We start from the raw sequence: 22,257 nt of genomic DNA, 5'->3' as shown, positions 1-22,257 counted from the left end.
GCCCGTCACGAGCGGGCACGGCACCCCACCCCCCGAAGCACCACCTCTGCACCACCCCCGTTCTGAGGAGTCCCCCGTGGCCATCTCGGTCTTCGACCTGTTCTCGATCGGCATCGGCCCGTCGAGCTCCCACACGGTCGGCCCGATGCGCGCGGCCCGCATGTTCGCCCGCCGCCTGCGCAACGAGGAGCTGCTGGGCTCCGTCGCCTCGGTCCGCGCCGAGCTGTACGGCTCGCTCGGCGCCACCGGCCACGGCCACGGCACGCCCAAGGCGGTGCTGCTCGGCCTGGAGGGCGACTCCCCCCGCACGGTGGACGTGGAGACGGCCGACGACCGCGTCGAGACGATCAGGACGTCCGGCCGCATCAGCCTCCTCGGCGAGCACGAGATCGCCTTCTCCTACGACGACGACATGGTCCTGCACCGCCGCAAGGCCCTCCCCTACCACGCCAACGGCATGACCCTGTGGGCGTACGACGCCGAGGGCGCCGAGGTGCTGACCAAGACCTACTACTCGGTCGGCGGCGGCTTCGTCGTCGACGAGGACGCGGTGGGCGCCGACCGCATCGTGCTCGACGACACCGTGCTGAAGTACCCCTTCCGCACCGGCGACGAGCTGCTGCGCCTCGCCCGGGAGACGGGCCTGTCCATCTCCGCGCTGATGCTGGAGAACGAGCGGGCCTGGCGCGACGAGGACGAGATCCGCGAGGGCCTGCTGGAGATCTGGCGCGTGATGCAGGCGTGCGTCTCCCGCGGCATGTCCCGCGAGGGCATCCTGCCGGGCGGCCTCAAGGTCCGCCGCCGCGCCGCCAACACCGCCCGCAAGCTGCGCTCCGAGGGCGACCCGCAGGCCCTGGCGATGGAGTGGATCACCCTCTACGCGATGGCCGTGAACGAGGAGAACGCCGCCGGCGGCCGGGTCGTCACCGCCCCGACCAACGGCGCGGCGGGCATCATCCCCGCGGTCCTGCACTACTACATGAACTTCGTCCCCGGCGCCGACGAGGAGGGCGTGGTCCGCTTCCTCCTCGCCGCCGGCGCCATCGGCATGCTCTTCAAGGAGAACGCCTCCATCTCCGGCGCCGAGGTCGGCTGCCAGGGCGAGGTCGGCTCCGCCTGCTCCATGGCCGCCGGCGCGCTGGCCGAGGTGCTGGGCGGCACGCCGGAGCAGGTCGAGAACGCCGCGGAGATCGGCATGGAGCACAACCTCGGCCTCACCTGCGACCCGGTCGGCGGCCTGGTCCAGATCCCGTGCATCGAGCGCAACGGCATGGCCGCGGTCAAGGCGGTCACGGCGGCCCGGATGGCGATGCGCGGCGACGGCTCCCACAAGGTGTCCCTGGACAAGGTCATCAAGACCATGAAGGACACCGGCGCCGACATGTCGGTCAAGTACAAGGAGACGGCGCGGGGCGGGCTGGCGGTCAACATCATCGAGTGCTGAGCGGAAACGACTCGCCCGGGCGGGCGCCGCGAGGTGCGGCACCCGCCCGGGCCGGAGCGCCGGCGAACGTCCGGTCAGCAGCGGACGGTCGCCTTGTAGACCTTGATGCCCTTGCTGTTGAAGTGGACGGTCTTGCCCTTCGCGATCGTGGTGCAGGGGTGGTCCGTGCCGTACTTCATCTGGACCTTGACCTTCATCGCGCCCTTGCAGGTGTTCCTCACCTGGACGGTGTAGACGCTGGGCTGGTTGAACGTGGCGGTCTTCACGCAACTGGGCACCGGCCTCGCCTTGCCCGCGGCCTGGGCCGGCGCGGCGGCGGTGACGCCCATGCCCGCGCTGAGAACGGTCGCGGCTACGAGCGAGCCGACCAACGACTTACGTGACCTCATGCTGCTCCTATGCGGTGTGTGGCGCAGATCCGCAGTACCCCCGTGGCCTGCGGCTTCTCCAGTAAGACACGGCCCGGGGGCGATCGCCGCCGTCAGCTCGCGAGAGAGGACGTCCCACGCGGTGACCTGCGGTGACGGGGCTCGGAGAGGGACGAGGAGGGACGCGCGGGACGGCGTGGGACAGGGCCGCTTCCTCGGGTCCCCCCAGGGCGTCGTCCACTAGGACGTGAGGCAGTGGCGCTCCGCCGTGTCGCCGAGGATCAGACAGGCCCTCAGGCCTTCGGGACCACCGCCGACCATGGGAGTGGAGAGGTAGCCCTCGGCGTCGAATCTGTCCTTGATCTCGGTCCAGCGCGTGCCCTGGCCCGGAGCGCTGATCTCGACGCGGTCACCGACCCGGCCGAACCAGATCCGCGCCCAACTCGCCTCGCAGAACGGGCTGTACCGGATGTCCATGGACGGTCCCCGTTCGGGGCGCCGTTCGGCGACCGTGCGGGTGCCGGAGCCCGCGATGGCGCACGCCTGGGGCTGGGAGGAACGACCGGTGCACTCCGCCCCCGTGCAGCCGGGGCGCAGAGGCTCGGGCCGGGAATCGGAAGCGGAGTCGCGCGGGAGGCTGACCGCCGCGAGCACGGCCACCAGTGCCAGCCCACCGGCGAACACGGTCGTCAGCACGGGGCGGCGCAAGCGCGGGCGGGCGCGTTCCCGGACGGGCCGGGACTGCCGCGGGCCGGGCTCGGACGGCGGGGGTGGCGGCGGGGGCGGGCCTCCGGGCTCGGCCGCGAGGTCCCACAAGGCGAGCAGTCGGCCGGGGGGCTCGTCCGCCAGCGCGCACAGCTCCTGGACCAGCGCACGCGGAGGCAGCAGCGTTCCGTTGAGGTAGCGGTGCCACGAGGACCTGCTCGCCGTGGTGCGCCGGGCGAGGGCGTCCAGGCTCAGACCCGTACGCGCGCGCAGCACGGCCAACTCGCGCGCGAGGACGAGAAGACCGTGTTCCGGCCCGCTCCGGTGCGTCACCGGCGCAGGGCTTCCCAGGTGTGGGGGCCCATGTGCCCGTCCGTGACGAGACCGGCCGCCTCCTGGAAGCGCTTGACCGCCTTCTCCGTCTCCGCACCGTAGGCGCCGTCGACCAGGCCCGGTGAGTAGCCGCGGTGTGCCAGGAGACACTGGGCCTCGACCACGTCCCAACTCGTGGAGATCTGCTGGAGCAGGGCGTCGCGCGTGTCGCTGTGCCCGGCGTGCAGGAGGCCGTCTTCGCGGTGGATGTCGCAGGCGTGGGTCCGGCCCGGTTCGAAGACGAACGCTGCCTTCTCACCGCGGCGGTCGTCGCCGTTCACGGCTCCGCTCGACTCACGGGAGACCAGGAACACCGTGGCCGCGGCCAGTGTCCCCAGCGTGGCGACCGTGGCCGCGACGAGGGCGGTACGGCGCGCCGGCCGCCGGGGCGGGGCGGCCGGGGCCGCGTCCTGGTCCGCGGGGCCGACGGACTCGGCGTCCCCCGGCCCGGGCAGGGCGTCCGGCGTGACCGCGCTGCCCGCCCCGCCGCCCGCCGACCAGCTGTCCTCCGCCAGGGACCGCAGAGCAAGCGCCCGGTCCACGTCCCCACCGCCGAGCCGGGCCAACTCCTCCACCACAACGGCCGGTGGCAGGTACGAGCCGTTGAGATACCGCTCCCAGGACGACTTGCTGCAACTCGTCCGGTCCGCCAGGGCGGCGAGGCTGAGACCGCTGCCGCTCTTCAGTCGGCGTAACTCGGCCACGAACTGACGCCCCGGCTCATCGAGTGCGTCCGGCAGTTCCTTCCACTGAGCCATCGGCAACTCCTCCCCCTCCATGCTCACGCACCGAAGGCATCGTAATCACCGGCCCGATCCTCGTGTCGGACCGCGGGCCGACGTCCCAGCCGTCCCGCGATGTCCCATCGCACCGCGTGTTCGAGCTGGCCAGAGCCCGGGACGTCCCGAGTTCGGCACACCGCTTGTCCAGGTACTCGCCGTGCTCGCAGAATCGCCGCGCACCACGGGTGCGGAGGCGCGGCCCACTCCGGCGCGCATCGTCAAGAGAGTGTCGCTGATGGTCAACGACAGGGCCGGAGGCTCTTCACAGACTCAAGGGCATCAGAGGTATCGGCCCGGCCTGCTGCCGGCGGATGCCCTCACCGACACGAGGGAACGGGGAGACGACCAGCGTGGGTTCGGCTCTGACTCGGGACGACCCCGAGCGCATCGGCGGGTACTGGCTCGCGGCCAGGCTCGGCGCCGGCGGACAGGGGGTGGTGTACGAGGCGTACGACGCGTCCGGCGCCCGGTACGCGCTCAAGACGCTGCACCGGGAGGCCGCCCCCGTCCTCCGGGACCGGTTCGCGCGGGAGGCGGAGGCCGCACGGCGGGTGGCCGCGTTCTGCACCGCGCGGATCCTCCTCGCCCGTGTCGACGACGACGTTCCGTACCTGGTCAGCGAGTACGTGCCGGGACCGACCCTCGCCGCGGAGGTCAGGGCGAAGGGGGCCCTGGGCCAGGACGCGGTGCTGCGGCTGGCCACGGGGGTGGCGACCGCGCTGGCGGCGATCCACCAGGCGGGCGTCCTGCACCGCGACCTGAAGCCCGGGAACGTGCTGCTCGGCCCCGACGGGCCGCGGATCATCGACTTCGGCATCGCCCGTGCCCCCGACATGTCCCTGACCGCCACCGGCGCGATCATGGGCACGTTCGGCTACATGGCTCCCGAGGTGCTGGCCGGTCAACGGGCCACCCAGGCCTCCGACGTGTTCGCCTGGGCCGCGGTCGTGCTGTACGCGGCGACCGCCACCGAGCCGTTCCGCGGTGAGAACATCGCCGAGGTCGCCCACCGCACGGCCACCGTCGACCCTGATCTGGGCGTCCTTCCGCCGGAGATACGGCCGCTCATGGCCGCCGCCCTCGCCAAGGACCCGCAACACCGCCCCACCGCGAGCGACCTGCTGCTGGGCCTGGTGGGGGCGCCGGTGAAGGCCGCGGACCCCCGTGCCGCGCTGATGGAGGCCGGGGCACGGAAGGCCGCTGCCCCGGCCGCGGACACCGCTCCGGCCGACGGCGGCACGTCCCCCGGCACCGGCGCGGGCCACACCGTCGTGGAAGCACCGCTCGGGGAGCGCGCAGAGGCCGCTTTCCAGGCGCTCGCCCCCACCACCCAGCTCGCCGCCCACGCGTTGCTGCTCCGGCTCACCGTGCCGGGGTCCGCGGCCGACGGCTCCCAGGACTCCGTACGCACCGCCGGACCGGCCGAGCTCCTCTCGGACCGGCCCGAGAGCGAACGGCTCGGCATCACCGCGGCGGTTCAGGGCCTCGCCGCGGCCGGAGTGCTGCTCACGGACGCCGACGGCTCGGTACGGCCGGCCAGCGCCGCCCTGCTGCCCGCCTGGCGGCGGCTGCACGCCTGGATCGACACCGACCGGCCGGGGATCGACCGTCTGCAGCGCATCGGTGCGGCGGCCCGGTTGTGGCAGGCGCACGGTGAACGGGCGGAGGACCTGCTGCGCGGCACCGAGTTGCGCGGCTGCCTCGACTGGCTGCCCACGGCCCCGTACCACCTGCGGCCCAACCCGCTGGAACTGCGCTTCCTCACGGCCGGGCGCACCGCCGCCGCCCGCACCGCACGGCGCCGTCGCCAGTTGCTGGCGGGGCTCGCCGGCACGACGGTGCTCGCCCTGGTGGCGGGCGGGGTGGCGTGGACGCAGAACCGGGAGGCCGAGCAGCGCCGTTCCCAGGCCACGGCCCGGGCCGTGGCGCGGACGGCGGAAGCGCTTCCCGGTACGGAACCGGAGACGGCGATGCTGCTGGGGCTCGCCTCCTGGAGGATCGCCGAAGTCCCCGAGGCACGGGCGGCGCTGATCGCCGCCGCCGTCCAGCCGGAGCGCTCGGTGGTCGACATCGCGGGCCTGGAGGGCACGCCCGAGGTGATGTCCCCGGACGGGCGCCGACTCGTCACCGTGTCGCCTCAGGGCGTCCGCTTCTGGGACGTGTCCAAAGGCGCGGCGGGCTCCGCGAAGCCCTTGGCGACCCTGTCCCCGAAGGACTACCGGCTGGACCGGATCACCGACAGCGCCCACGCCCCCGCCTTCAGCCCCGACGGCAAGCTGATGCTGCTGAGAGGCGAGGACGGCTCCTTCCGGATCGTCAACACCGAGGACGGCACCGCGGCGGCCCCTCCGATCGAGGCACCCGACTACCAAGGCTGGGAAGGCGTCTCCAACAGCGGGCACGTGCTGCTGACCCAGGCGGGCACCCAGGCCACCGTCTTCGACCGCTCGGGTCGCAGGGGTGCCTCGCAGCCGACGCGCACCCTTGACTTCCAGTACGCCGTCACACCCGACGGCACACGTTTCGTGTCCTGCGTGGGACAGCGGGTCCAGGTGCGCCCCGTCGACTTCGGGGACCCGGTCATCGACGAGCCCGCACCCGACCCCACCCCCCGAAGCGCCGGCCAGTGCAGCTTCCGCTTCAGCCCGGACGGCCGCTACCTGGCCGTCGAGCAAGGGGTCTTCGCGGACGTGTACGACCTGAAGAGCGCCGAGAAGCTCACCAAGGTGCGCAACCAGGGCTCGGCCCTGCGCTTCAGCTCCTTCGGCCGCTTCCTCATCGGCGTCGCCGGGGAGACGATCACGGTCTGGGACCGCGAGGACGCCGAACGCCCGCTCTTCACGGTCGCCCTGCCCACCGAGGACCGCACCGAGAACACCTTCGAGGCGCGGTACATCGCACTGGACGAGGAGGCCCGGCTGCTGCGGCACTACTCCCCCGACACCGGCCTGCTCCACGAGATCGACCTCGAAGGAGCACTCGACCGCGGAGCGCGGGACCGGGCCGCCTCCGCGCTCTCCGGCGACGGGCGCTTCGCCGTCCTCACCGACGGTCACCTGGACGGCCCGTCCTTCCAGGTGGTCGACCTGCGTGACGGCAAGCGCGTCGGCTCCCCGGTCACCCCGGACGCGATCGTCGGCATCGGAGACATCGGAGTCGTCCACAGCGCCGTGGACGACGACGGCCGACTGCTGGTGCACACACGGGGAGAGCAGGGCGAGGGGCGCTACGAGCAGCGTTTCGACGTCGTCGTCCACGACGTCCGGGCCGGCAAGGAGCTCCACCGCATTCCCCTCGGCGACGACCGTCGGCCCGCGCACCTGGCCCTCTCCCCGAACGGCCGTCACCTGTCCCTCTCCGTCCGCACGACCGGCGGGCAGGAACCCACCGCCCCCACCATCGAGGTGTGGGACCTCCAGCGGCGCAAGAAGATCCACGAGTTCAAGGGCCACGACGGGCACGGAGCGTTCAGCCGGGACAGCGAACGTCTGCTGACCACCACCGGCGCGGTGCTCGACCTGACGACGGGCACGACACACACCGGCCGGCTCGGGAAGGGCGGGACCGACGACGTCGTCGCGTCACCCGACGGACGGTTCGTCGCCGCCCTCAGGCCCTCCGGATGGCTGGAACTGTGGGACGGCACGGCGCGCGACCGACTGGCCCGCATGCCCAGCAGCCTCGTGCCGGGCGGCGCCCGCTACGGGGCCCGTCTGGGCGCGATGGCGTTCTCCGACGACGGGCGTTTCCTCGCCGTCGCCGTGGACGACGACGCCGTCCAGCTCTGGGACACCGGGGCCCGGCTGCCGCTCGGGGAGCCCCTGACCCTCACCGGGCAGCGGATCGACACCCTCTCCTTCGACGGCACGACCCTGCGCACCGTCACCGGCGACCGGCGTCAGGCCCTCGACCTCGCACCCGAGAAGCTGGCCGCGACGGTGTGCCGACGGGTGGGGCGCGACATCACCGCGCAGGAGTGGCGCACCTACGTCCCCGACGCTCCCCACCGGAGTCTGTGCTGAGCCCGGCCTTCCTGTACTCGCTGGGGGAGACGCCGTAGGCGGCCCGGAAGGCGCGGCTGAAATGCGCCGGCGTGGTGAATCCGCAGCGGGCCGCGATCGTCTGGACCGGTGTGTCGAGCAGGGCGGGGTCGGCGAGGTCCCGGTGGGCCTGTTCGAGGCGCCGGTGACGGATGAGGGCGGCCACGGTGACGCCCTCCGGCTGGAAGAGACGATGCAGGTGCCGGCTGGAGATGTGGTGCGCCGCCGCGACGGTCTGCGGAGTGAGCCGGGGGTCGCGGAAGTGGTGCAGGATGAAGGAGCGGATGGTCAGGACGAGATTGCGGGTGCGGGTCTCCGGCGGCAGGGCCGCCTCGGCGTCCAGCTCGTGGGAGATCAGCCCGGCCACCAGATCGACCAGCACACCGCTGAGGCGCGGCGCGTCGGACGGCCGGTAGGCGTCCGGCTCGTCGGACACGTGGCTGATGAACCGCGTCAGCAGCGCGCCGTAACCCCGTCGGCCGGACAGCCGTCGGCCGAGCACGCCGTCCAGGGCCCCGGTGCCGGGCAGGTGGAGCCGGGACTTGGGGATCTCGACGCCCACGCCCACCAGAGGCCGCTCGGCGTGCGAGCGGACGTCGTAGGGGCGGGAGGTGTCGAGGAAGTAGAGGTCGTACGGGTCGTTGACACTGCGGTGGCCGCCGCGGTCGACGTGGACCGTCCCGCTGCCGGGCAGGACCAACGACATGTGGAGGAGCTCGGGGTCGGACTGCCGGATCATCCTGGGCGTGCGCCGATACCGTGACGCGCAGACACTCACGGGCCACAGCCACGCGTCCTCGAGGTGCAGCAGCCGCTGGCGGGCCCAGAAATCCTCGGCGCGCGGACTGGTGATCTCCGAGGGCGCCATCGTGTGCTCGAAGCGCTCCCGCCAGGAGTCGAACCGGTCGCTCCGCGCAAGGGCATCCGTCCGGAACTCCGACGCGGTCAGCACTGGCCGCCCTCCCCCTCGTACACCCCAGTTCGGGTGAGCATATCCAAGGACCCGAACGGGCCCGACCCGGGCGTCTCACATCGTGAAACCGACTTCCCGGAAAACAAGACGCCTGAGATCGTTGCCCTCCCCATGTTTCGCACGTGAAAGACCGAGCAATGCCCGCACCAGCACCCGGTTCAGCCCAGGCCCCCGTCAACTCCCGGTCGCGGGTCCTCATCGCCAGCCTCATCGGCACCACGATCGAGTTCTACGACTTCTACATCTACGCGACTGCCGCCGTACTGGTCTTCCCCCAGCTGTTCTTCCCCAGCAGCGACCCGACCACGGCCCTGCTGTCGTCCTTCGCGGTCTTCGGCGCCGCCATGGTGGCCCGGCCGATCGGCGCCGTGTTCTTCGGTCACCTCGGTGACCGCCTCGGCCGCAAGAAGACGCTGGTCGTCTCCCTCCTCACCATGGGCATCGCCACCTTCCTCATCGGCGTGCTGCCCACCTACGCGCAGGCCGGCTGGATCGCCACCGCGCTGCTGGTGCTGATGCGGCTCGCGCAGGGCTTCGCGCTGGGCGGCGAATGGAGCGGCGCCGCGCTGGTCGCCACCGAGAACGCCCCCAAGGGCAAGCGCGCCCTGTACGGCACCTTCCCGCAGCTCGGCGCCCCGCTCGGCTTCATCATCGGCAACGGTCTGTTCCTGGTCATCGGGGCGCTGCTGCCGTCCGCGGCCGGTGCCGACCCCACCCAGCCGTCCGAGGCCTTCACCAGCTGGGGCTGGCGCATCCCGTTCCTGTTCTCGGCCGTGATGGTCGCCATCGGCCTGTGGGTGCGCTCGCGGCTCGTGGAGTCGGCGGTGTTCACCAAGACGCAGGAGACCGGGAAGGTGCGCAAGCTGCCGCTGGCCACCGTGATCCAGGGCCACTGGAGGCAGCTGATCCTCGGCACCTTCATCATGCTGGCGACGTACGTGCTCTTCTACCTGATGACCACGTTCTCGCTGAGCTACGGCCGCACCGCCGAGGACGCCGCCGTGCCGGGACTGGGCTACAGCTACACCACCTTCGTCCTGATGATGATCTTCGGTGTGCTGTTCTTCGCCGTGTTCACCCTGGTCTCCGGCCCGCTCGCGGACAAGTACGGGCGGCGCACCACCCTGATCTGGATCACCGCCGCGATCGTGGTCTTCGGCCTGGTCTGGGTGCCGCTGATCGGCCTCGGCACGCTCGGCGTGGTGCTGTGGCTGGTGCTCGGCTTCACCCTGATGGGCATGACGTTCGGCCCGATGGGCGCGCTGCTGCCCGAGCTGTTCCCGACCAGCGTGCGCTACACCGGCTCCGGCATCTCGTACAACGTCAGCTCGATCCTGGGCGCGGCCGTCGCGCCGTTCATCGCGGTGGCGCTGTGGGAGGCCGGGGACGGCTCGCCGTGGCTGGTCGGCGTCTACCTCTCCGCGATGGCGGTACTGACGCTGACCGCGCTGCTGCTCGGCAAGGAGACCAAGGACGTCTCCCTGGACGAGGGCGAGACCGCGCCGGCCGCCGAGGACGCCCCGGCGGCCCCGGTCACCACCTCCGCCCCTTGATCCGACCGGCGTTCACCACCGCCGTACGCCGAGCGCCCGCGCGCCCGGCGTACGGCCGCCGGTCTCCGGGCATAACAACAACCTCCGCCCCGAAGGCACTTCAGCCCCACCGGCATCCGAGGGAGTCCGCATGCTGCGCGGCATCGACGTGAGCGCGTACCAGTCCTCCAGCTACGACACGGACGGCCTCTCCTTCGTCTTCATCAAGGCGACGGAGGGCCGTTCGTACGTCAACCCCAAACTCGCGGCGCAGACGAAACGGGCCCGCGACGCCGGGCTCGTCGTCGGCTTCTACCACTTCCTGTGGCCCGGCAACCTGACCGCCCAGGCCGAGTACTTCGTGTCCAAGGCGCCCGAGAGGAAGGGTGACATCCTCGCCGTCGACTGGGAGACGACGGGCGAGGGCACCCACGCGAGCAACTCGGAGAAGGACCGGTTCATCCGGAAGGTGAGAGAGCTGCGGCCGGACAACAGGGTGGTCCTCTACTGCAACCGGAATTTCTGGCTGAACGTGGACACCACCTCGTACGCGGGTGACGGCCTCTGGATCGCCGACTACGTGTCGGCCGGCAAGCCCCGCATCCAGGCGAAGTGGCGCTTCCATCAGTACACCGACGACCCGGTCGACACGAACGTGGCGGACTTCGGCAGCAAGACCGCGCTGAAGGAGTGGGCCCAGAGGGCCTAGCCCTCTGCGTCCGCCTAGCCCCTGAACGCCGCCGGGCGCTCAGGCGACGCCTCCGCCAGGGCCTTGGTGACGCCCTCGACGCCCGCTCGCAGGCCGTAGACCGGGGTGTCGGGCTGCTGGCGCCAGGACTCGTCGATGCCGCCGGCGTCGACGGTGTCGAAGCCCAGTTCGCCGATGAGGGCGCGGACCTTGGCCTTGGCCGCCTCGTCGTCGCCGGCGACCGGCAGCGCCATGCGGTCGGGGTCACCGACCGGGCGCGGGCGGTCCAGGATGTCCTGGGCGTACGTGCCGTTGAACGCCTTGATCACGGGGTGGCCGAGGTGCTCCTCGACCCAGCGGCTCTCGGTGCGGCCCTCGTCCTCGATGGCGGCGATGCGCCCGTCGCGCTGCTGTGGGTAGTAGTTGTTGGTGTCGATGACCGCCACGCCGTCGGCGGCGCCGTCGAGGATGCCGGAGGGCAGGTCGGGGACCGCCTTCAGCGGGACCGTGACGACCACGACCTCGGCGCCCCGGGCCGCCTCCTCGGCTCGCACCGGGGTGGCGCCGGTCTCCTCGGCCAGTGCCGTGAGCGTGTGCGGTCCGCGGGAGTTGGCGACGGAGACGTCGTGCCCGAGCGCGGTCAGGCGCCGGGTGAGGTTGCCGCCGATGTTGCCCGCGCCGATGATGCCGATCTTCATGATGCCGACTCGCCTTGCCTTTCGGGGGTCGTGTCCTGCGGAACCCGGCGGCACGCGCCGGTGATCAGCAGCAACCCCCGGACGGCGCGGGCTATTCCGGCGAGTCCGGACGAACCGAGGGGCGCCCGTCCGGTGACCGGACGGGCGCCCCTCGCGGTGTCGCTACTTGTTCAGGTACGTCCAGAACTCGTCGAACGACAGCACCTTGTCGCCGTCCAGGTCGCGGCCGGCGATGATCGCCTCGGCCACCGACTCGGTGACGTTCCAGTCGCCGCCCTGGGCCAGCGCGGTCTTGAACTCGGCCGCGGTGATGAAGCCGTCACCGTCCGTGTCGATCCGCTCGAACTGCTTGCGTGCTTCCTCGATGTCCGCCACCGGTCCGCCCCTCTTTTCCGTGCTCTGCTCGTCCTGTGGACGCGTCTGACGCAGGTCAGATTAGCTGCCCGTGCGCGCGCCCGGTGCGGCGACCACCCACTCGTCCACGTGTGTGAGTGTGGGGCCTTCCAGTGGGTGGAGACGCGAGGAGCGCGGTGTGGTGGAGAGCCTGCGGGACATTCTGGAGGCGGCGGCGCGGGGCGTCTTCCCGGCGGCGGACGGCGGGGTCACCGTGGTGCCGCAGCACGGTGAGCGGGACGCGGGGGTGATCGCGTTCACGGCGCACTCGGTCGTCTTCACCGACGAGGCGGAGGGGTGGGTGCGCGAGACGCTGGGGGCGCTGGACTGCGATCCGCTCGCCGCGGCCATGCATCCCCGGTTCCTGACCGCCCTCGCGGCGCGGACGGGGCGGGCCGTCGACACGGTCGACGTGCTGCTGACCGGCGCTCCGCTGCCGGGCCGGCCGGAACCGGCGCTGGAGGAGGTCGCCGATGCCGGGCATCCGCGGGTGGTCTCGGCGGGCCGGCGGCGCGACGGGGTGCGGGTGTGGACGGTGGACGGCGGGGTGCTGGTGCTGGGCCGTGGGGTCGCCGGGCGGCTGGAGGTCGCGGTGGAAGTGGCGGAGGGGGCGCGCCACCGGGGGCTGGGGCGGCGGCTGGTGGCGGCGGCGCGGCGGCTGGCCGGGGGTGAGCCGGTGTGGGCGCAGGTCGCGGCGGGGAACGCCCGCAGTCTGCGGGCGTTCCAGGCGGCGGGTTACCGGCCGGTGGGGTCGGAGGCGCTGTTCCTGCGCCCGTGAGCGGTGCCCGGTGCCGGGTTTCGGTGCCGGATTTCGGTGCCGGATTCGGTGCCGGGTTTCGGTGCCGGGTTTCGGTGCCGGGTTTCGGTGCCGGGTTTCGGTGCCGGGTTTCGGTGCCGGGTTTCGGTGCCGGATTCGGTGCCGGGTTTCGGTGCCGGGTCAGTGCCAGGGCTTGTAGTGCGGGTTGCTCTCGCACTCGCTCATGATCTCGGTCTTGGTCTGCCGGTCGACCGGGCAGACGCCGATGATGTACTGCCGCTTGATGCCGCCGGGGAAGGCGACCTCGACCTGGTCGGCCCACTTGTGGGTGTCGCCGATGGTCTTGTTGACGTCGATGCCGCCGGGGGCGTCGATGTAGTAGTTGTAGCCGGACTTGTACCAGGTCTTGTAGAGGTCGTGGTCGTAGGTGGTCGAGACGTACGGCGAGGGCTGGTTGACGAGGACGTACTTCTCGACGTCGTACTGGCCGTTCTGGACGTCCTTGGCGTGGAAGCCCTCTTCGAAGACGACCTGGGGGCCGCGGCTGTCGCTGCGGTAGAGGGTGCCGCAGGTGGTGCGCCAGACCGGTTCGGGTGTGATGCGGTCGAGGTCGACGCCGGAGTCGGCGGCGGCCCTGAGCTTGTCGTCGAACTGGGGGCAGGCGGGGGCGGCCTTGGCGGCGGGGGCCTTCGGCGTGGCCGTCGTGCCGGGGGCCGTGGCGGCCGTGGTGGCGAGGACGGCGGAGAGGGACAGGACGGCGGCGGCGCCCCGGCGGCGCAGGCGAGTGGTGAACATGGTGCTTACGATCCCCGGTGCGGAGCGGCAGGCTCCGGATCTTCACCCGTAGGTGGCGTGTCCGCCGAACCGCCTTGCGCCCGGGGGAAGATGGGCCCTCAGTGGCGTCTCACCGGTGCCTCGCCAGGGCCTCGCCTCCGGGACCTCCGGTGCCGCACCGGCGTCTCACCGGTCGACCACCCGCAGCTCGAACCAGGTCGTCTTGCCGCGCGGCAGCAGGTCGACGCCCCAGCGGTCGGACAGCTTGTCGACGAGGAAGAGGCCCCGCCCGCTGATGTCCGTGTCCTGTACCGGCATCAGGCACGGCAGCCCCCGCGAGGGGTCGCGGACCTCGACGCGGATCCAGCCGGGGCGGCGGCGCATGTGGAGGCCGAAGACGCGGGCGCCGGTGTGGCGCACGGCGTTGCCCACCAGCTCGGAGACGAGCAGGACGGTGTCCTCCGTGACCCGGGGACCGAGTTGCCACTGGCGCAGGGCGACGACCTGGGCCAGTCGGCGGGCGGTGGCGGCGGATTCGGGGCGGGAGGGTAACGGAACCTCATGCTCCGTGGGATTGCCGAACAGTTCCAGCGCCTTGAGCGCGTGTTCGTCCTCGACCGCCGGCGACCAGCGCGCCGCGGTCGCACGTCCGGCTCCCCGCGGCTGTTCCGTACCCTCCAGCCCCGCCATGCCCCCATCATGGCCGCCCCCGGGGGCCTCCGGGGCCGTTCCCGGGGAATACACCCCCGCGAGGCCCTTGCCCGGCGACGGTCGTTCGGCATATGCCACGGGCAGTTCGGGACCGGAGAAACCCCTACTGACCTGCGCGGACGGCTCGGCCGGAGACAAGCGGCTGACTCCCTCGACAGGACGTGCTTAATGGTGCGTTAAGGCTGCCATAAACCGCCCCATCGAGGGACCCGGATCAGACACCGCGTCAACTGCAAGCGCTTCAGCCGGACTTCGCGCGATTCATCGCGGCCCGCTCAGAGGAACTTGGCCTTGCCGGGGCCCTCTTCCACGAAGCTGCGCATCCCGCGTTCGCGGTCCTCGGTCGCGAACAGGCCCGCGAACCAGTTCCGCTCGACGGCGAGACCGGTCTCGATGTCCGTCTCCAGGCCGGTGTCGATCGCCTCCTTCGCCGCGCGCAGCGCGATGGCGGGGCCCTTGGCGAGCCGCGCGGCCCAGGCGTGCGCCTGCTCGTAGACCTCGGCGGCCGGTACGACGCGGTCCACCAGGCCGAGCGCCAGCGCCTCGTCGGCCCTGACCTGGCGGCCGGTGAAGATGAGGTCCTTGGCCTTGGAGGGGCCGATCAGCCGGGACAGTCGCTGGGTGCCGCCGGCGCCGGGGATCAGGCCGAGCAGGATCTCGGGCTGGCCCAGCTTGGCGTTCTCGCCGGCGATGCGGAAGTCGGCGCAGAGCGCGAGTTCGCAGCCGCCGCCGAGGGCGTAGCCGGTGACCGCCGCGACCACGGGCTTGGGGATGCGGGCCACCGCGGTGAAGGAGTCCTGGAGGGCGCGGGCGCGGGCGATCATCGCCGCGTGGTCCATCACCTGCATCTCCTTGATGTCCGCGCCCGCCGCGAACACCTTCTCGCCGCCGTGGACGACGACGGCGCGCACGTCGTCGCGGCGGGTGACCTCCTCGGCGAGTTCCTTGAGCCGGTCCTGGGTGGCGATGTCGAGGGCGTTCATGGGCGGGCGGTTGAGGCGCAGCGTGCCGACGCCGTCCGCGACTTCCAGTTCAACGGTCATGCCAGCAGGTTAACGGCGACTAACGACGGCGGCCCCGGTGCCGTACCTCACATCGAGGACGGACACCGGGGCCGTACGGGCGGGGGAGGCTACGCCTTCCACTTCTCCCAGGACATGTTCCAGCCGTTGAGGCCGTTGTCCGGGGCGATGGTCGCGTCGTTCGAGTTCTTCACCACGACCACGTCGCCGATCATCGAGTTCTCGAAGAACCAGGCGCCCGGGGCCTTCTCGTCCCAGCCGCCGCGCACGTCGCGCAGGCCGATGCAGCCGTGGCTGGCGTTGCGGTTGCCGAAGGCGTCGCCGCCCCAGTAGTTGCCGTGGATGAAGGTGCCGGAGGTGGACAGGCGCATGGCGTGCGGGACGTCCTTGATGTCGTACTCGCCGCCGTAGCCGACGGTCTCGCCGTTCATGCGGGTCACGGGGAGCCGCTCGGTGATGACCATCTGGCCGTTCCAGGTCTCGTAGCCGGGCGCGCCGGTGGTGACCGGGATGGTCTTGATCTTCTTGCCGTCCCGCACGACCTCCATGGTGAGCTTCTTGGCGTCGACGACGGAGACCTGGCCGCGGCCGATGGTGAAGGAGACGGTCTTGGACTGTTCGCCGTAGACGCCCTCGCGGCCCTCGACGCCGTCGAGGTCGAGGTCGACGGTGACCTTGGTGCCGGGCTTCCAGTACTTCTCCGGGCGGAAGTCGAGTCGGTCGTTGCCGAACCAGTGCCCGGCGACCTCGACGGCCGGCTCGGTCTTGATGCGGATGGCCTTCTCGACGTCCTCGGGGTTGGTGATGCCCCGGGTGAAGCGGATCGAGAACGGCATGCCGACGCCGACCTTCGAGCCGTCCTCGGGGGTGAAGTGGCCGATGAAGGTGTTCTGGGGCGTCAGGGTGGTGAAGCGGGAGTCCTCGGCGGCCGTGCGGCCCTCGGAGTCCTCGGCGACCGCGTGCACGGTGTACGTGGTGGCGGCGGCCAGGTGGGTGGACGGCGTCCAGGTGGCGCCGTCCCCGGATATCTTCCCGTCGATCTTCGCGCCCTCGGCGTCCTTGACGACGACCTCGGTGAGCTTGCCCCGGGCGGCGCCGACCTTGAGGGTGCCGCTGGTGTCGACGCCCTTGGCCCCGTCCTTCGGGGTGATGCTGACGACGGCCTCGGACTGCTTGCTCTGCGCGGCCGTGGAGTCCTTGGCGTTCTTCCCGTCGTCCCCGTTCCCGGCTCCCGGGCCGGACCCTCCGCCGCCGCACGCGGTGAGTGTCAGCAGCACGCCCAGTGCCAGCGCCGGCAGTGCCCTGCCGCGTCCCCTGCCGCCCCGTCCCCGGACACCCGCCCGCGACGCCCCCGATATCGGACGCACGTTCAACTTGTCTCCCCTCGCCGGGCCTGGTCCGGCCCGCGCCCCAGTGCGCCGACGCGCACCGGCGCATCGTAACCGCAGGCCACGGGCCTGGGGGACAGGGGAAATGTCACTGTTCCGTACCGAGTTGACGGCCCGGTGTCGTCGGCGGCACGTCGGGGTCACGCGGGCGTCACGCCGGGGTCACTTCACGGCGCTGCCCGCCTTCCACTTCTTCCAGCTCATGTTCCAGCCGCCGAGCCCGTTGTCGGGCGCGACCGTCTTGTCCTTGCTGTTGACGACCTCGACGACGTCACCGATGAGACTGCGGTCGAAGAACCAGCCCGCCGGGGTGTCGGAGCCGCCGCCCTTGACGTCGCGCAGGCCGACGCAGCCGTGGCTGACGTTGGCCCGGCCGAAGGTGTCGGCGGGCGCCCAGTAGTTGCCGTGCAGGAAGGTCCCGGAGCTGGTCAGGCGGATGGCGTGCGGGACGTCGGGGATGTCGTACTCGCCGCCGAAGCCGACGGTGCGGCTGTTCATGCGGGTCACGTCGAGCATCTCGGTGATGACCATCTTGCCGTTGTACGTCGGGGTCTTCGGGGCACCCGCGGTGATCGGCACGGTGGTCAGCAGGGTGCCGTCCCGGCGGACCTCCATGGTCCGCTTCGCCGCGTCGACGAGGGAGACCTGGCTGCGGCCGACGGTGAAGGAGAACGTCTTGTGCTGGAGCCCGTAGATCCCGGGGGCGCCCTCGACGTCCCGCAGGTCCAGGGCGACGGTGACCTCGGTGCCCGGCTTCCAGTACTTCTCCGGGCGCAGGTCCAGGCGGTCCTTGCCGAACCAGTGGGGGCGCACCTCGACGGACGGCTTCGCGGTCACCTCGACGGCGCGTTCGACGGCGGCGCGGTCGGTGATCTCGTCGCTGAACTGCAGCGAGACGATCATGCCGGTGCCGACGACGGAGCGGTTCTCGGGGGCGACGTAGGCGATGAAGCGCTCGTCGGGGACGTAGGTGGTGAAGGTGGTGTGCCGGGCGGAGCGCCGGCCGTGGCCGTCCAGGGCGACCGCGTCGACGGTGTACTTGGCGGCCAGGGCCAGCCGGGCGTCGTCCGGTTCCCAGCGCAGTCCGTCCTCGGAGATCCGGCCGGGGACCTCGGTCTGCCGCGCGTCCTGCGACTTGACGACCCGCACCGACTCCAGCCGGCCGTCGGGCACCCGCACCGACAGCTTCTTCTCGGGCCGGACCGCCTTGCTCCCGTCCTGGGGGGTGACGCGGATGACGTCCTCGGCCGACGGGGGCTTGCCGAGGATCTCGCCGATGTCCGAGCCGATGCCACCGCCGTCCGAGGTGCATCCGGCGGCCCCGGCCAGCAGTCCTGCCCATGTCAGTACGGCGGCCAGAGCGGTCGCCGCGCGCCGTGCGCGCCCATGTACGTGCCTCACATTCACCCGTAACGACCGGTACGCCCTGGGGAAACGTGAGTGCGAGCCATGCGGTGGGCAGAACTGTGGGGAGGACGACGCGACGGGGTGCGGCGGTCGGGACACCGCACGCCCTTTTCCGTCGTCCCTTCCGCCCGTCCGAGGCACGTCGTTCCACGAGCCGCAGGAGGCTGACAGGTGTCCAGCGCAGCCGAGCAGGAGGCGGTGGCCGGGAAACAGGCCGCCGAGGACGGACCCGCGCGCCCCGCCGTCGTGGTGAACGGCGCACGGCGTGCCGCGCCGCCGCCCGCCGTGCCGGCCTGGCCGGGAACACCGGTGCCGCTGGGCGCCCGTTTCCGGACCGGCCCGGACGGTGTGGCGGGGACGAACTTCGCGCTGTGGGCGGGCGGGGCGGAGGCGGTCGAGCTGTGCCTCTTCGACGGGCGCGGTCGAGGCGCCAGGGAGAGCCGGGTGCGGCTGACCGAGCTGACGCACGAGATCTGGCACGGTTTCGTGCCGGGGGTGCGGCCCGGACAGCGCTACGGCTACCGGGTGCACGGCCGCTGGGACCCGTGGACCGGCGCCCGCTGGAACCCGGCGAAGCTGCTGCTCGACCCGTACGCACGCGCGGTCGACGGCGACTTCGCGCTGCCGCCCGAGGTGTACGGGCACGTCCGCGACTGGCCGGAGCAGCACGTGGCGGACACCGTCCGCGACGACCGGGACTCGGCGCCGTACGTCCCGAAGGGGGTCGTGGTCCATGACGACGACGACTGGTCGGACGACCGCCGGCCCAAGACGCCGTGGGCGGACTCGGTCATCTACGAGCTGCACGTGCGCGGCTTCACCCGGCTCCACCCGGACATCCCGCCCGAGCTGCGCGGCACGTACGCCGGCCTCGCGCACCCGGCGGCGGTCGAGCACCTGACGCGGCTGGGCGTCACGGCGGTGGAGCTGCTGCCGGTGCACCAGTTCGCGCACGAGAGCCATCTGCTGGAGCGCGGTCTGCGCAACTACTGGGGCTACAACTCCGTCGGGTACTTCGCCCCGCACGCCGCCTACGCCGCCTCCGGCACCACCGGGGAGCAGGTCGGCGAGTTCAAGCGGATGGTGCGCGCGCTGCACGCGGCGGGCATCGAGGTGATCCTCGACGTGGTCTACAACCACACGGCGGAGGCGGGCGAGCTGGGCCCGACGCTGTCCCTCAAGGGCATCGACAACCGCGGCTACTACCGCCTCCAGCCCGATGCCCGCCGCTACGCCGACTACACCGGCTGCGGGAACACCCTGCACGTCGTCCAGCCGCACGTGCTGCGCCTGATCACCGACTCGCTGCGGTACTGGGTGACGGAGATGGGGGTGGACGGCTTCCGCTTCGACCTGGCGGCGGCGCTGGCCCGCTCGATGCACGACGTCGACATGCTCTCCCCCTTCCTCGCGGTGATCGCCCAGGATCCGGTGCTGCGGCGGGTGAAGCTGATCGCCGAGCCGTGGGACGTGGGCTCGGGCGGCTACCAGGTCGGCGCCTTCCCTCCTCTGTGGACGGAGTGGAACGACCGCTACCGCAACGCGGTGCGGGACTTCTGGCGGCACGCGCTGCCCGACGTCAGGGAGATGGGCTACCGCCTGTCGGGCTCCAGCGACCTGTACGCCTGGGGCGGACGGCGCCCGTACGCCTCGGTCAACTTCGTCACCGCGCACGACGGCTTCACCCTGCGCGACCTGGTGTCGTACGAGCGCAAGCACAACGAGGCCAACGGCGAGGGCAACCGGGACGGCACGGACGACAACCGGTCCTGGAACTGCGGCACCGAGGGCGAGACCGACGACGCTCGGGTCCGGGCGCTGCGGCGTCGCCAGCTGCGCAACCTCCTGACGACGCTGCTGCTGTCGACCGGGGTGCCGATGCTGGTCGCCGGTGACGAGTTCGGCCGCACGCAGGGCGGCAGCAACAACGCCTACTGCCAGGACAACGAGATCAGCTGGCTGGACTGGAGCCTGCGGGACGACCCGGAGTGGCGGCCCCTGTTCGAGCTGACCTCCCGGCTGATCGCGCTGCGCCACCGGCATCCCGTGCTGCGCCGCCGGGCCTTCTTCTCCGGCCGCGCGCACTCCGCGGACGGCCTGCGGGACCTGGCCTGGTTCACCGCGCGGGGCGGCGAGATGACGGAGCAGGACTGGTACGCGCCCGCCGCCACCCTCGGCATGTACCTCTCCGGGCGGGACATCCCGGGCCGCGACGAGCGCGGGGCGCCGATCACCGACGACAGCTTCCTGGCCGTCCTGCACGCCGGGGAGCGCCCCGTCTCCTTCGTCTTGCCGGGCGCGCCGTGGGCGGAGCGGTACGAGGTGGTCGTGGACACCGCCCGCGAGGAGCAGACCGAGGCACCGGCCGCGGCGCACCCCGCGGGCACGGAGATCACGGTGCCGGCGCGGTCGGTGCTGTTGCTGCGCGTCGTCGGCTGAGTCTCGTTGCGGCTCCGTGAACTCGGCGGTGATCTTCTTGACCGTCGTGTCGCCCGGCTGGCAGCGTCTGGGGCATGAGGTCACCCGCTGTCCGGCGTCGCACGGGTGTCGCACTGGTGGTGCGACACCACGTCGACCTGTGCCGGCAATCCAGCGCCGTCTGTCGCTGACCCTGCTCTGACCCAGGTCTGCCCCAGGTCCGATGCGGGCCTGACGCGGTGCCGACCCGGTCCTGATCCGCGGCTGACCCGGTCCTGATCCGGGCGTCCCGTCCGGGCCCCGCACCTCTTCACCTCTCCGCTCCTCCCTTCCGCTTTCCCGCCTGTCTCTCTACTCCGGGGATGACGCATGCCTGAAATATCCCGTCGTGTCTTCGGTGGCCTGGTCGGCGGCGGGGCGGTGTCGGCCGTCGCCGGCACGTCCGCCACCGCCTCGGCCGCTCCCGCCGAGCGTCCGTTCCGGTCCCGTCCCGCCGCCGGCCGACCGCACAGACGCCCCAACATCCTGTTCATCCTCGGCGACGACCTCGGCTGGGCCGACCTGTCGTCGTACGGCGCCCCGCACATCCGGACGCCGCACCTGGACCGGCTCGCCGCGCAGGGAGTGCGGTTCACCGACGCCTACTCGGGCTCGGCGACCTGCTCACCGACCCGCTTCAGCCTGTACACGGGCCGCTTCCCGGGCCGCACGAAGGGCGGCCTGTCCGAACCCCTCGGCCATCGCTCCCAGGGGCTGGACCCGAGCCACCCGACCCTCGCCTCCCTGCTGAAGAAGGCGGGCTACGCGACCGCCCTGATCGGCAAGTGGCACTGCGGCTGGCTCCCCGACTTCAGCCCCACCAAGTCCGGCTGGGACGAGTTCTTCGGCAACTTCGGCGGCGCGCTGGAGTACTTCTCCAAGCTGGGCCAGCTGGGCGACTACGACCTGTACGAGGGCGACGCCACCTATCAGGACCTGCGCTACTACACGACGGTCCTGACCGAGCGGGCCGTCGAGTACGTCGGCCGCGACCACGACCGGCCCTGGCTGCTCAACCTGAACTTCACCACCCCGCACTGGCCGTGGCTGACCGAGGACGACGCGGAGACCGGCGCGCGGATCGCGGCGGAGATCCGCTCCGGCTCGGTGCTGGGCGCCTTGCGGCACGACGACGGCGGCTCGGTGGAGAAGTACCGGCAGATGGTCGAGGACCTGGACGCCTCGGTCGGCCGGGTGCTCGCGGCGCTGCGCCGCTCGGGCCAGGAGGAGAACACGCTCGTCGTCTTCGCCAGTGACAACGGTGGGGAGCGCTTCTCCTACCAGTGGCCGCTCAGCGGCGGGAAGTCCGAGCTGCTGGAGGGTGGCATCCGGGTGCCGACCATCCTGCGCTGGCCGGCCGGCGTGGACGCCCGCCAGGTCAGCCACGTACCGGTGTACTCACCGGACTGGACGGCGACCCTGCTGGAGCTGGGCGGCGCCCGTCCTCACCCGGCGTACCCGTTGGACGGCCACAGCCTGGCCGGATACCTCCTGCGCGGCGAGAAGGTGCCCGAGCGCGATCTGTTCTGGCGGGTGCGGGGCAACCGGGCCCTGCGCCGCGGCGACTGGAAGTACTACCGGGACGCGGACGGCCGGGACCACCTGTACGACCTCGGCACCGATGTCCGCGAGCAGGCCGACCGCGCCGCCGAACGGCCTGCTCTGCTGGCCGAGTTGAGGTCCGCCTGGGAAAAGGTGGACGGCACGCTGCTGCCGTATCCGGCGGCCTGAGCGGCGCGGCGGGCG

At 72.0% G+C, this 22,257-nt stretch carries 18 protein-coding genes; 7 read left to right on the top strand and 11 right to left on the bottom strand.

What is annotated here, in order from left to right; all coding sequences use genetic code 11:
* Positions 1 to 76 precede the first annotated feature (76 nt).
* Positions 77 to 1,444: an L-serine ammonia-lyase gene (locus tag ACFZP7_RS24325; RefSeq protein WP_030970714.1), complete on the top strand. Its 1,368-nt coding sequence runs from the start codon at positions 77 to 79 to the stop codon at positions 1,442 to 1,444.
* A gap of 74 nt (positions 1,445 to 1,518) precedes the next feature.
* Here ACFZP7_RS24325 and ACFZP7_RS24320 read toward each other — a convergent pair whose 3' ends face one another.
* From ACFZP7_RS24320 to ACFZP7_RS24310, 3 genes are all read right to left on the bottom strand, one after another.
* On the bottom strand, positions 1,519 to 1,833 hold the full coding sequence (locus tag ACFZP7_RS24320) for a hypothetical protein (RefSeq protein ID WP_107053340.1): 315 nt from the start codon (positions 1,831 to 1,833) through the stop codon (positions 1,519 to 1,521).
* A 219-nt stretch (positions 1,834 to 2,052) separates the two neighbouring features.
* Complete coding sequence (locus ACFZP7_RS24315; protein ID WP_385635691.1) at positions 2,053 to 2,850, bottom strand: DUF2690 domain-containing protein; 798 nt, start codon at positions 2,848 to 2,850, stop codon at positions 2,053 to 2,055.
* Positions 2,847 to 3,647, bottom strand: a complete 801-nt coding sequence (locus ACFZP7_RS24310) for a peptidoglycan-binding protein (protein WP_030970707.1) — start codon at positions 3,645 to 3,647, stop codon at positions 2,847 to 2,849. Before ACFZP7_RS24310 ends, ACFZP7_RS24315 begins: the two co-directional genes overlap by 4 nt.
* 374 nt (positions 3,648 to 4,021) lie before the next feature.
* Here ACFZP7_RS24310 and ACFZP7_RS24305 point away from each other — a divergent pair, with 374 nt between their 5' ends.
* Positions 4,022 to 7,693 (top strand): protein kinase domain-containing protein, encoded by a 3,672-nt coding sequence (locus ACFZP7_RS24305; RefSeq protein ID WP_385635688.1) that lies wholly within the window; start codon positions 4,022 to 4,024, stop codon positions 7,691 to 7,693.
* Here ACFZP7_RS24305 and ACFZP7_RS24300 read toward each other — a convergent pair.
* Positions 7,635 to 8,663, bottom strand: a complete 1,029-nt coding sequence (locus ACFZP7_RS24300; protein ID WP_127441002.1) for a helix-turn-helix domain-containing protein — start codon at positions 8,661 to 8,663, stop codon at positions 7,635 to 7,637. The genes ACFZP7_RS24305 and ACFZP7_RS24300 overlap by 59 nt on opposite strands.
* Positions 8,664 to 8,821: 158 nt before the next feature.
* Here ACFZP7_RS24300 and ACFZP7_RS24295 point away from each other — a divergent pair, with 158 nt between their 5' ends.
* Complete coding sequence (locus ACFZP7_RS24295; protein ID WP_385635685.1) at positions 8,822 to 10,237, top strand: MFS transporter; 1,416 nt, start codon at positions 8,822 to 8,824, stop codon at positions 10,235 to 10,237.
* Between the two features lie 130 nt (positions 10,238 to 10,367).
* A complete protein-coding gene (locus ACFZP7_RS24290) occupies positions 10,368 to 10,925 on the top strand; it encodes a glycoside hydrolase family 25 protein (protein WP_385635682.1) in 558 nt (185 codons plus the stop codon).
* A gap of 14 nt (positions 10,926 to 10,939) precedes the next feature.
* On the opposite strand, the gene ACFZP7_RS24285 is transcribed toward ACFZP7_RS24290, so the two are convergent.
* Together ACFZP7_RS24285 and ACFZP7_RS24280 are read right to left on the bottom strand one after the other, a co-directional pair.
* The gene (locus ACFZP7_RS24285) at positions 10,940 to 11,656 is read right to left on the bottom strand and encodes an NADPH-dependent F420 reductase (protein WP_385635680.1); all 717 of its coding nucleotides are present in this window, start codon (positions 11,654 to 11,656) and stop codon (positions 10,940 to 10,942) included.
* 108 nt (positions 11,657 to 11,764) lie between these two features.
* Positions 11,765 to 11,977, bottom strand: coding sequence for an EF-hand domain-containing protein (locus tag ACFZP7_RS24280; protein ID WP_019329705.1), 213 nt, complete (start codon positions 11,975 to 11,977; stop codon positions 11,765 to 11,767).
* Between the two features lie 157 nt (positions 11,978 to 12,134).
* Here ACFZP7_RS24280 and ACFZP7_RS24275 point away from each other — a divergent pair, with 157 nt between their 5' ends.
* Positions 12,135 to 12,773: a GNAT family N-acetyltransferase gene (locus tag ACFZP7_RS24275; protein WP_109202760.1), complete on the top strand. Its 639-nt coding sequence runs from the start codon at positions 12,135 to 12,137 to the stop codon at positions 12,771 to 12,773.
* Positions 12,774 to 12,932: 159 nt separating this feature from the next.
* Here the strand turns inward: ACFZP7_RS24275 and ACFZP7_RS24270 are convergent, their stop codons facing one another.
* The 5 genes from ACFZP7_RS24270 to ACFZP7_RS24250 form a co-directional block, all read right to left on the bottom strand.
* Entirely contained in the window at positions 12,933 to 13,547 is a 615-nt protein-coding gene (locus ACFZP7_RS24270) for an ADP-ribosyltransferase (RefSeq protein WP_019329703.1), read from the bottom strand.
* 165 nt (positions 13,548 to 13,712) lie between these two features.
* On the bottom strand, positions 13,713 to 14,216 hold the full coding sequence (locus tag ACFZP7_RS24265; protein WP_019329702.1) for an ATP-binding protein: 504 nt from the start codon (positions 14,214 to 14,216) through the stop codon (positions 13,713 to 13,715).
* Between the two features lie 296 nt (positions 14,217 to 14,512).
* On the bottom strand, positions 14,513 to 15,280 hold the full coding sequence (locus ACFZP7_RS24260; protein WP_019329701.1) for an enoyl-CoA hydratase/isomerase family protein: 768 nt from the start codon (positions 15,278 to 15,280) through the stop codon (positions 14,513 to 14,515).
* Positions 15,281 to 15,369: 89 nt separating this feature from the next.
* Entirely contained in the window at positions 15,370 to 16,632 is a 1,263-nt protein-coding gene (locus ACFZP7_RS24255) for an Ig-like domain-containing protein (protein WP_385635677.1), read from the bottom strand.
* A 177-nt stretch (positions 16,633 to 16,809) separates the two neighbouring features.
* On the bottom strand, positions 16,810 to 18,048 hold the full coding sequence (locus ACFZP7_RS24250; RefSeq protein ID WP_031020057.1) for an Ig-like domain-containing protein: 1,239 nt from the start codon (positions 18,046 to 18,048) through the stop codon (positions 16,810 to 16,812).
* A 177-nt stretch (positions 18,049 to 18,225) separates the two neighbouring features.
* Between ACFZP7_RS24250 and glgX the strand changes: the two genes are divergently transcribed.
* Together glgX and ACFZP7_RS24240 are read left to right on the top strand one after the other, a co-directional pair.
* Entirely contained in the window at positions 18,226 to 20,493 is a 2,268-nt protein-coding gene (glgX, locus tag ACFZP7_RS24245) for a glycogen debranching protein GlgX (RefSeq protein ID WP_127441005.1), read from the top strand.
* Positions 20,494 to 20,841: 348 nt separating this feature from the next.
* On the top strand, positions 20,842 to 22,242 hold the full coding sequence (locus ACFZP7_RS24240) for a sulfatase (protein ID WP_046250199.1): 1,401 nt from the start codon (positions 20,842 to 20,844) through the stop codon (positions 22,240 to 22,242).
* Positions 22,243 to 22,257 lie beyond the last annotated feature (15 nt).

Origin of the sequence: Streptomyces sp. SudanB5_2050 (assembly GCF_964272335.1) — a bacterium.
Lineage (GTDB): Bacteria > Actinomycetota > Actinomycetes > Streptomycetales > Streptomycetaceae > Streptomyces > Streptomyces rochei.
The sequence above is the reverse complement of the archived record's forward strand: the minus strand, read 5'-3'. Positions and strand labels throughout refer to the sequence as shown.

Bases quoted from the DNA above. Each gene is read 5' to 3' on its own strand.
- ACFZP7_RS24260 (WP_019329701.1), bottom strand. From the start codon at position 15,280: ATGACCGTTGAACTGGAAGTCGCGGACGGCGTCGGCACGCTGCGCCTC.
- ACFZP7_RS24320 (WP_107053340.1), bottom strand. From the start codon at position 1,833: ATGAGGTCACGTAAGTCGTTGGTCGGCTCGCTCGTAGCCGCGACCGTT.
- ACFZP7_RS24290 (WP_385635682.1), top strand. From the start codon at position 10,368: ATGCTGCGCGGCATCGACGTGAGCGCGTACCAGTCCTCCAGCTACGAC.
- ACFZP7_RS24270 (WP_019329703.1), bottom strand. From the start codon at position 13,547: ATGTTCACCACTCGCCTGCGCCGCCGGGGCGCCGCCGCCGTCCTGTCC.
- ACFZP7_RS24310 (WP_030970707.1), bottom strand. From the start codon at position 3,647: ATGGCTCAGTGGAAGGAACTGCCGGACGCACTCGATGAGCCGGGGCGT.
- ACFZP7_RS24240 (WP_046250199.1), top strand. From the start codon at position 20,842: ATGCCTGAAATATCCCGTCGTGTCTTCGGTGGCCTGGTCGGCGGCGGG.
- ACFZP7_RS24295 (WP_385635685.1), top strand. From the start codon at position 8,822: ATGCCCGCACCAGCACCCGGTTCAGCCCAGGCCCCCGTCAACTCCCGG.
- ACFZP7_RS24265 (WP_019329702.1), bottom strand. From the start codon at position 14,216: ATGGCGGGGCTGGAGGGTACGGAACAGCCGCGGGGAGCCGGACGTGCG.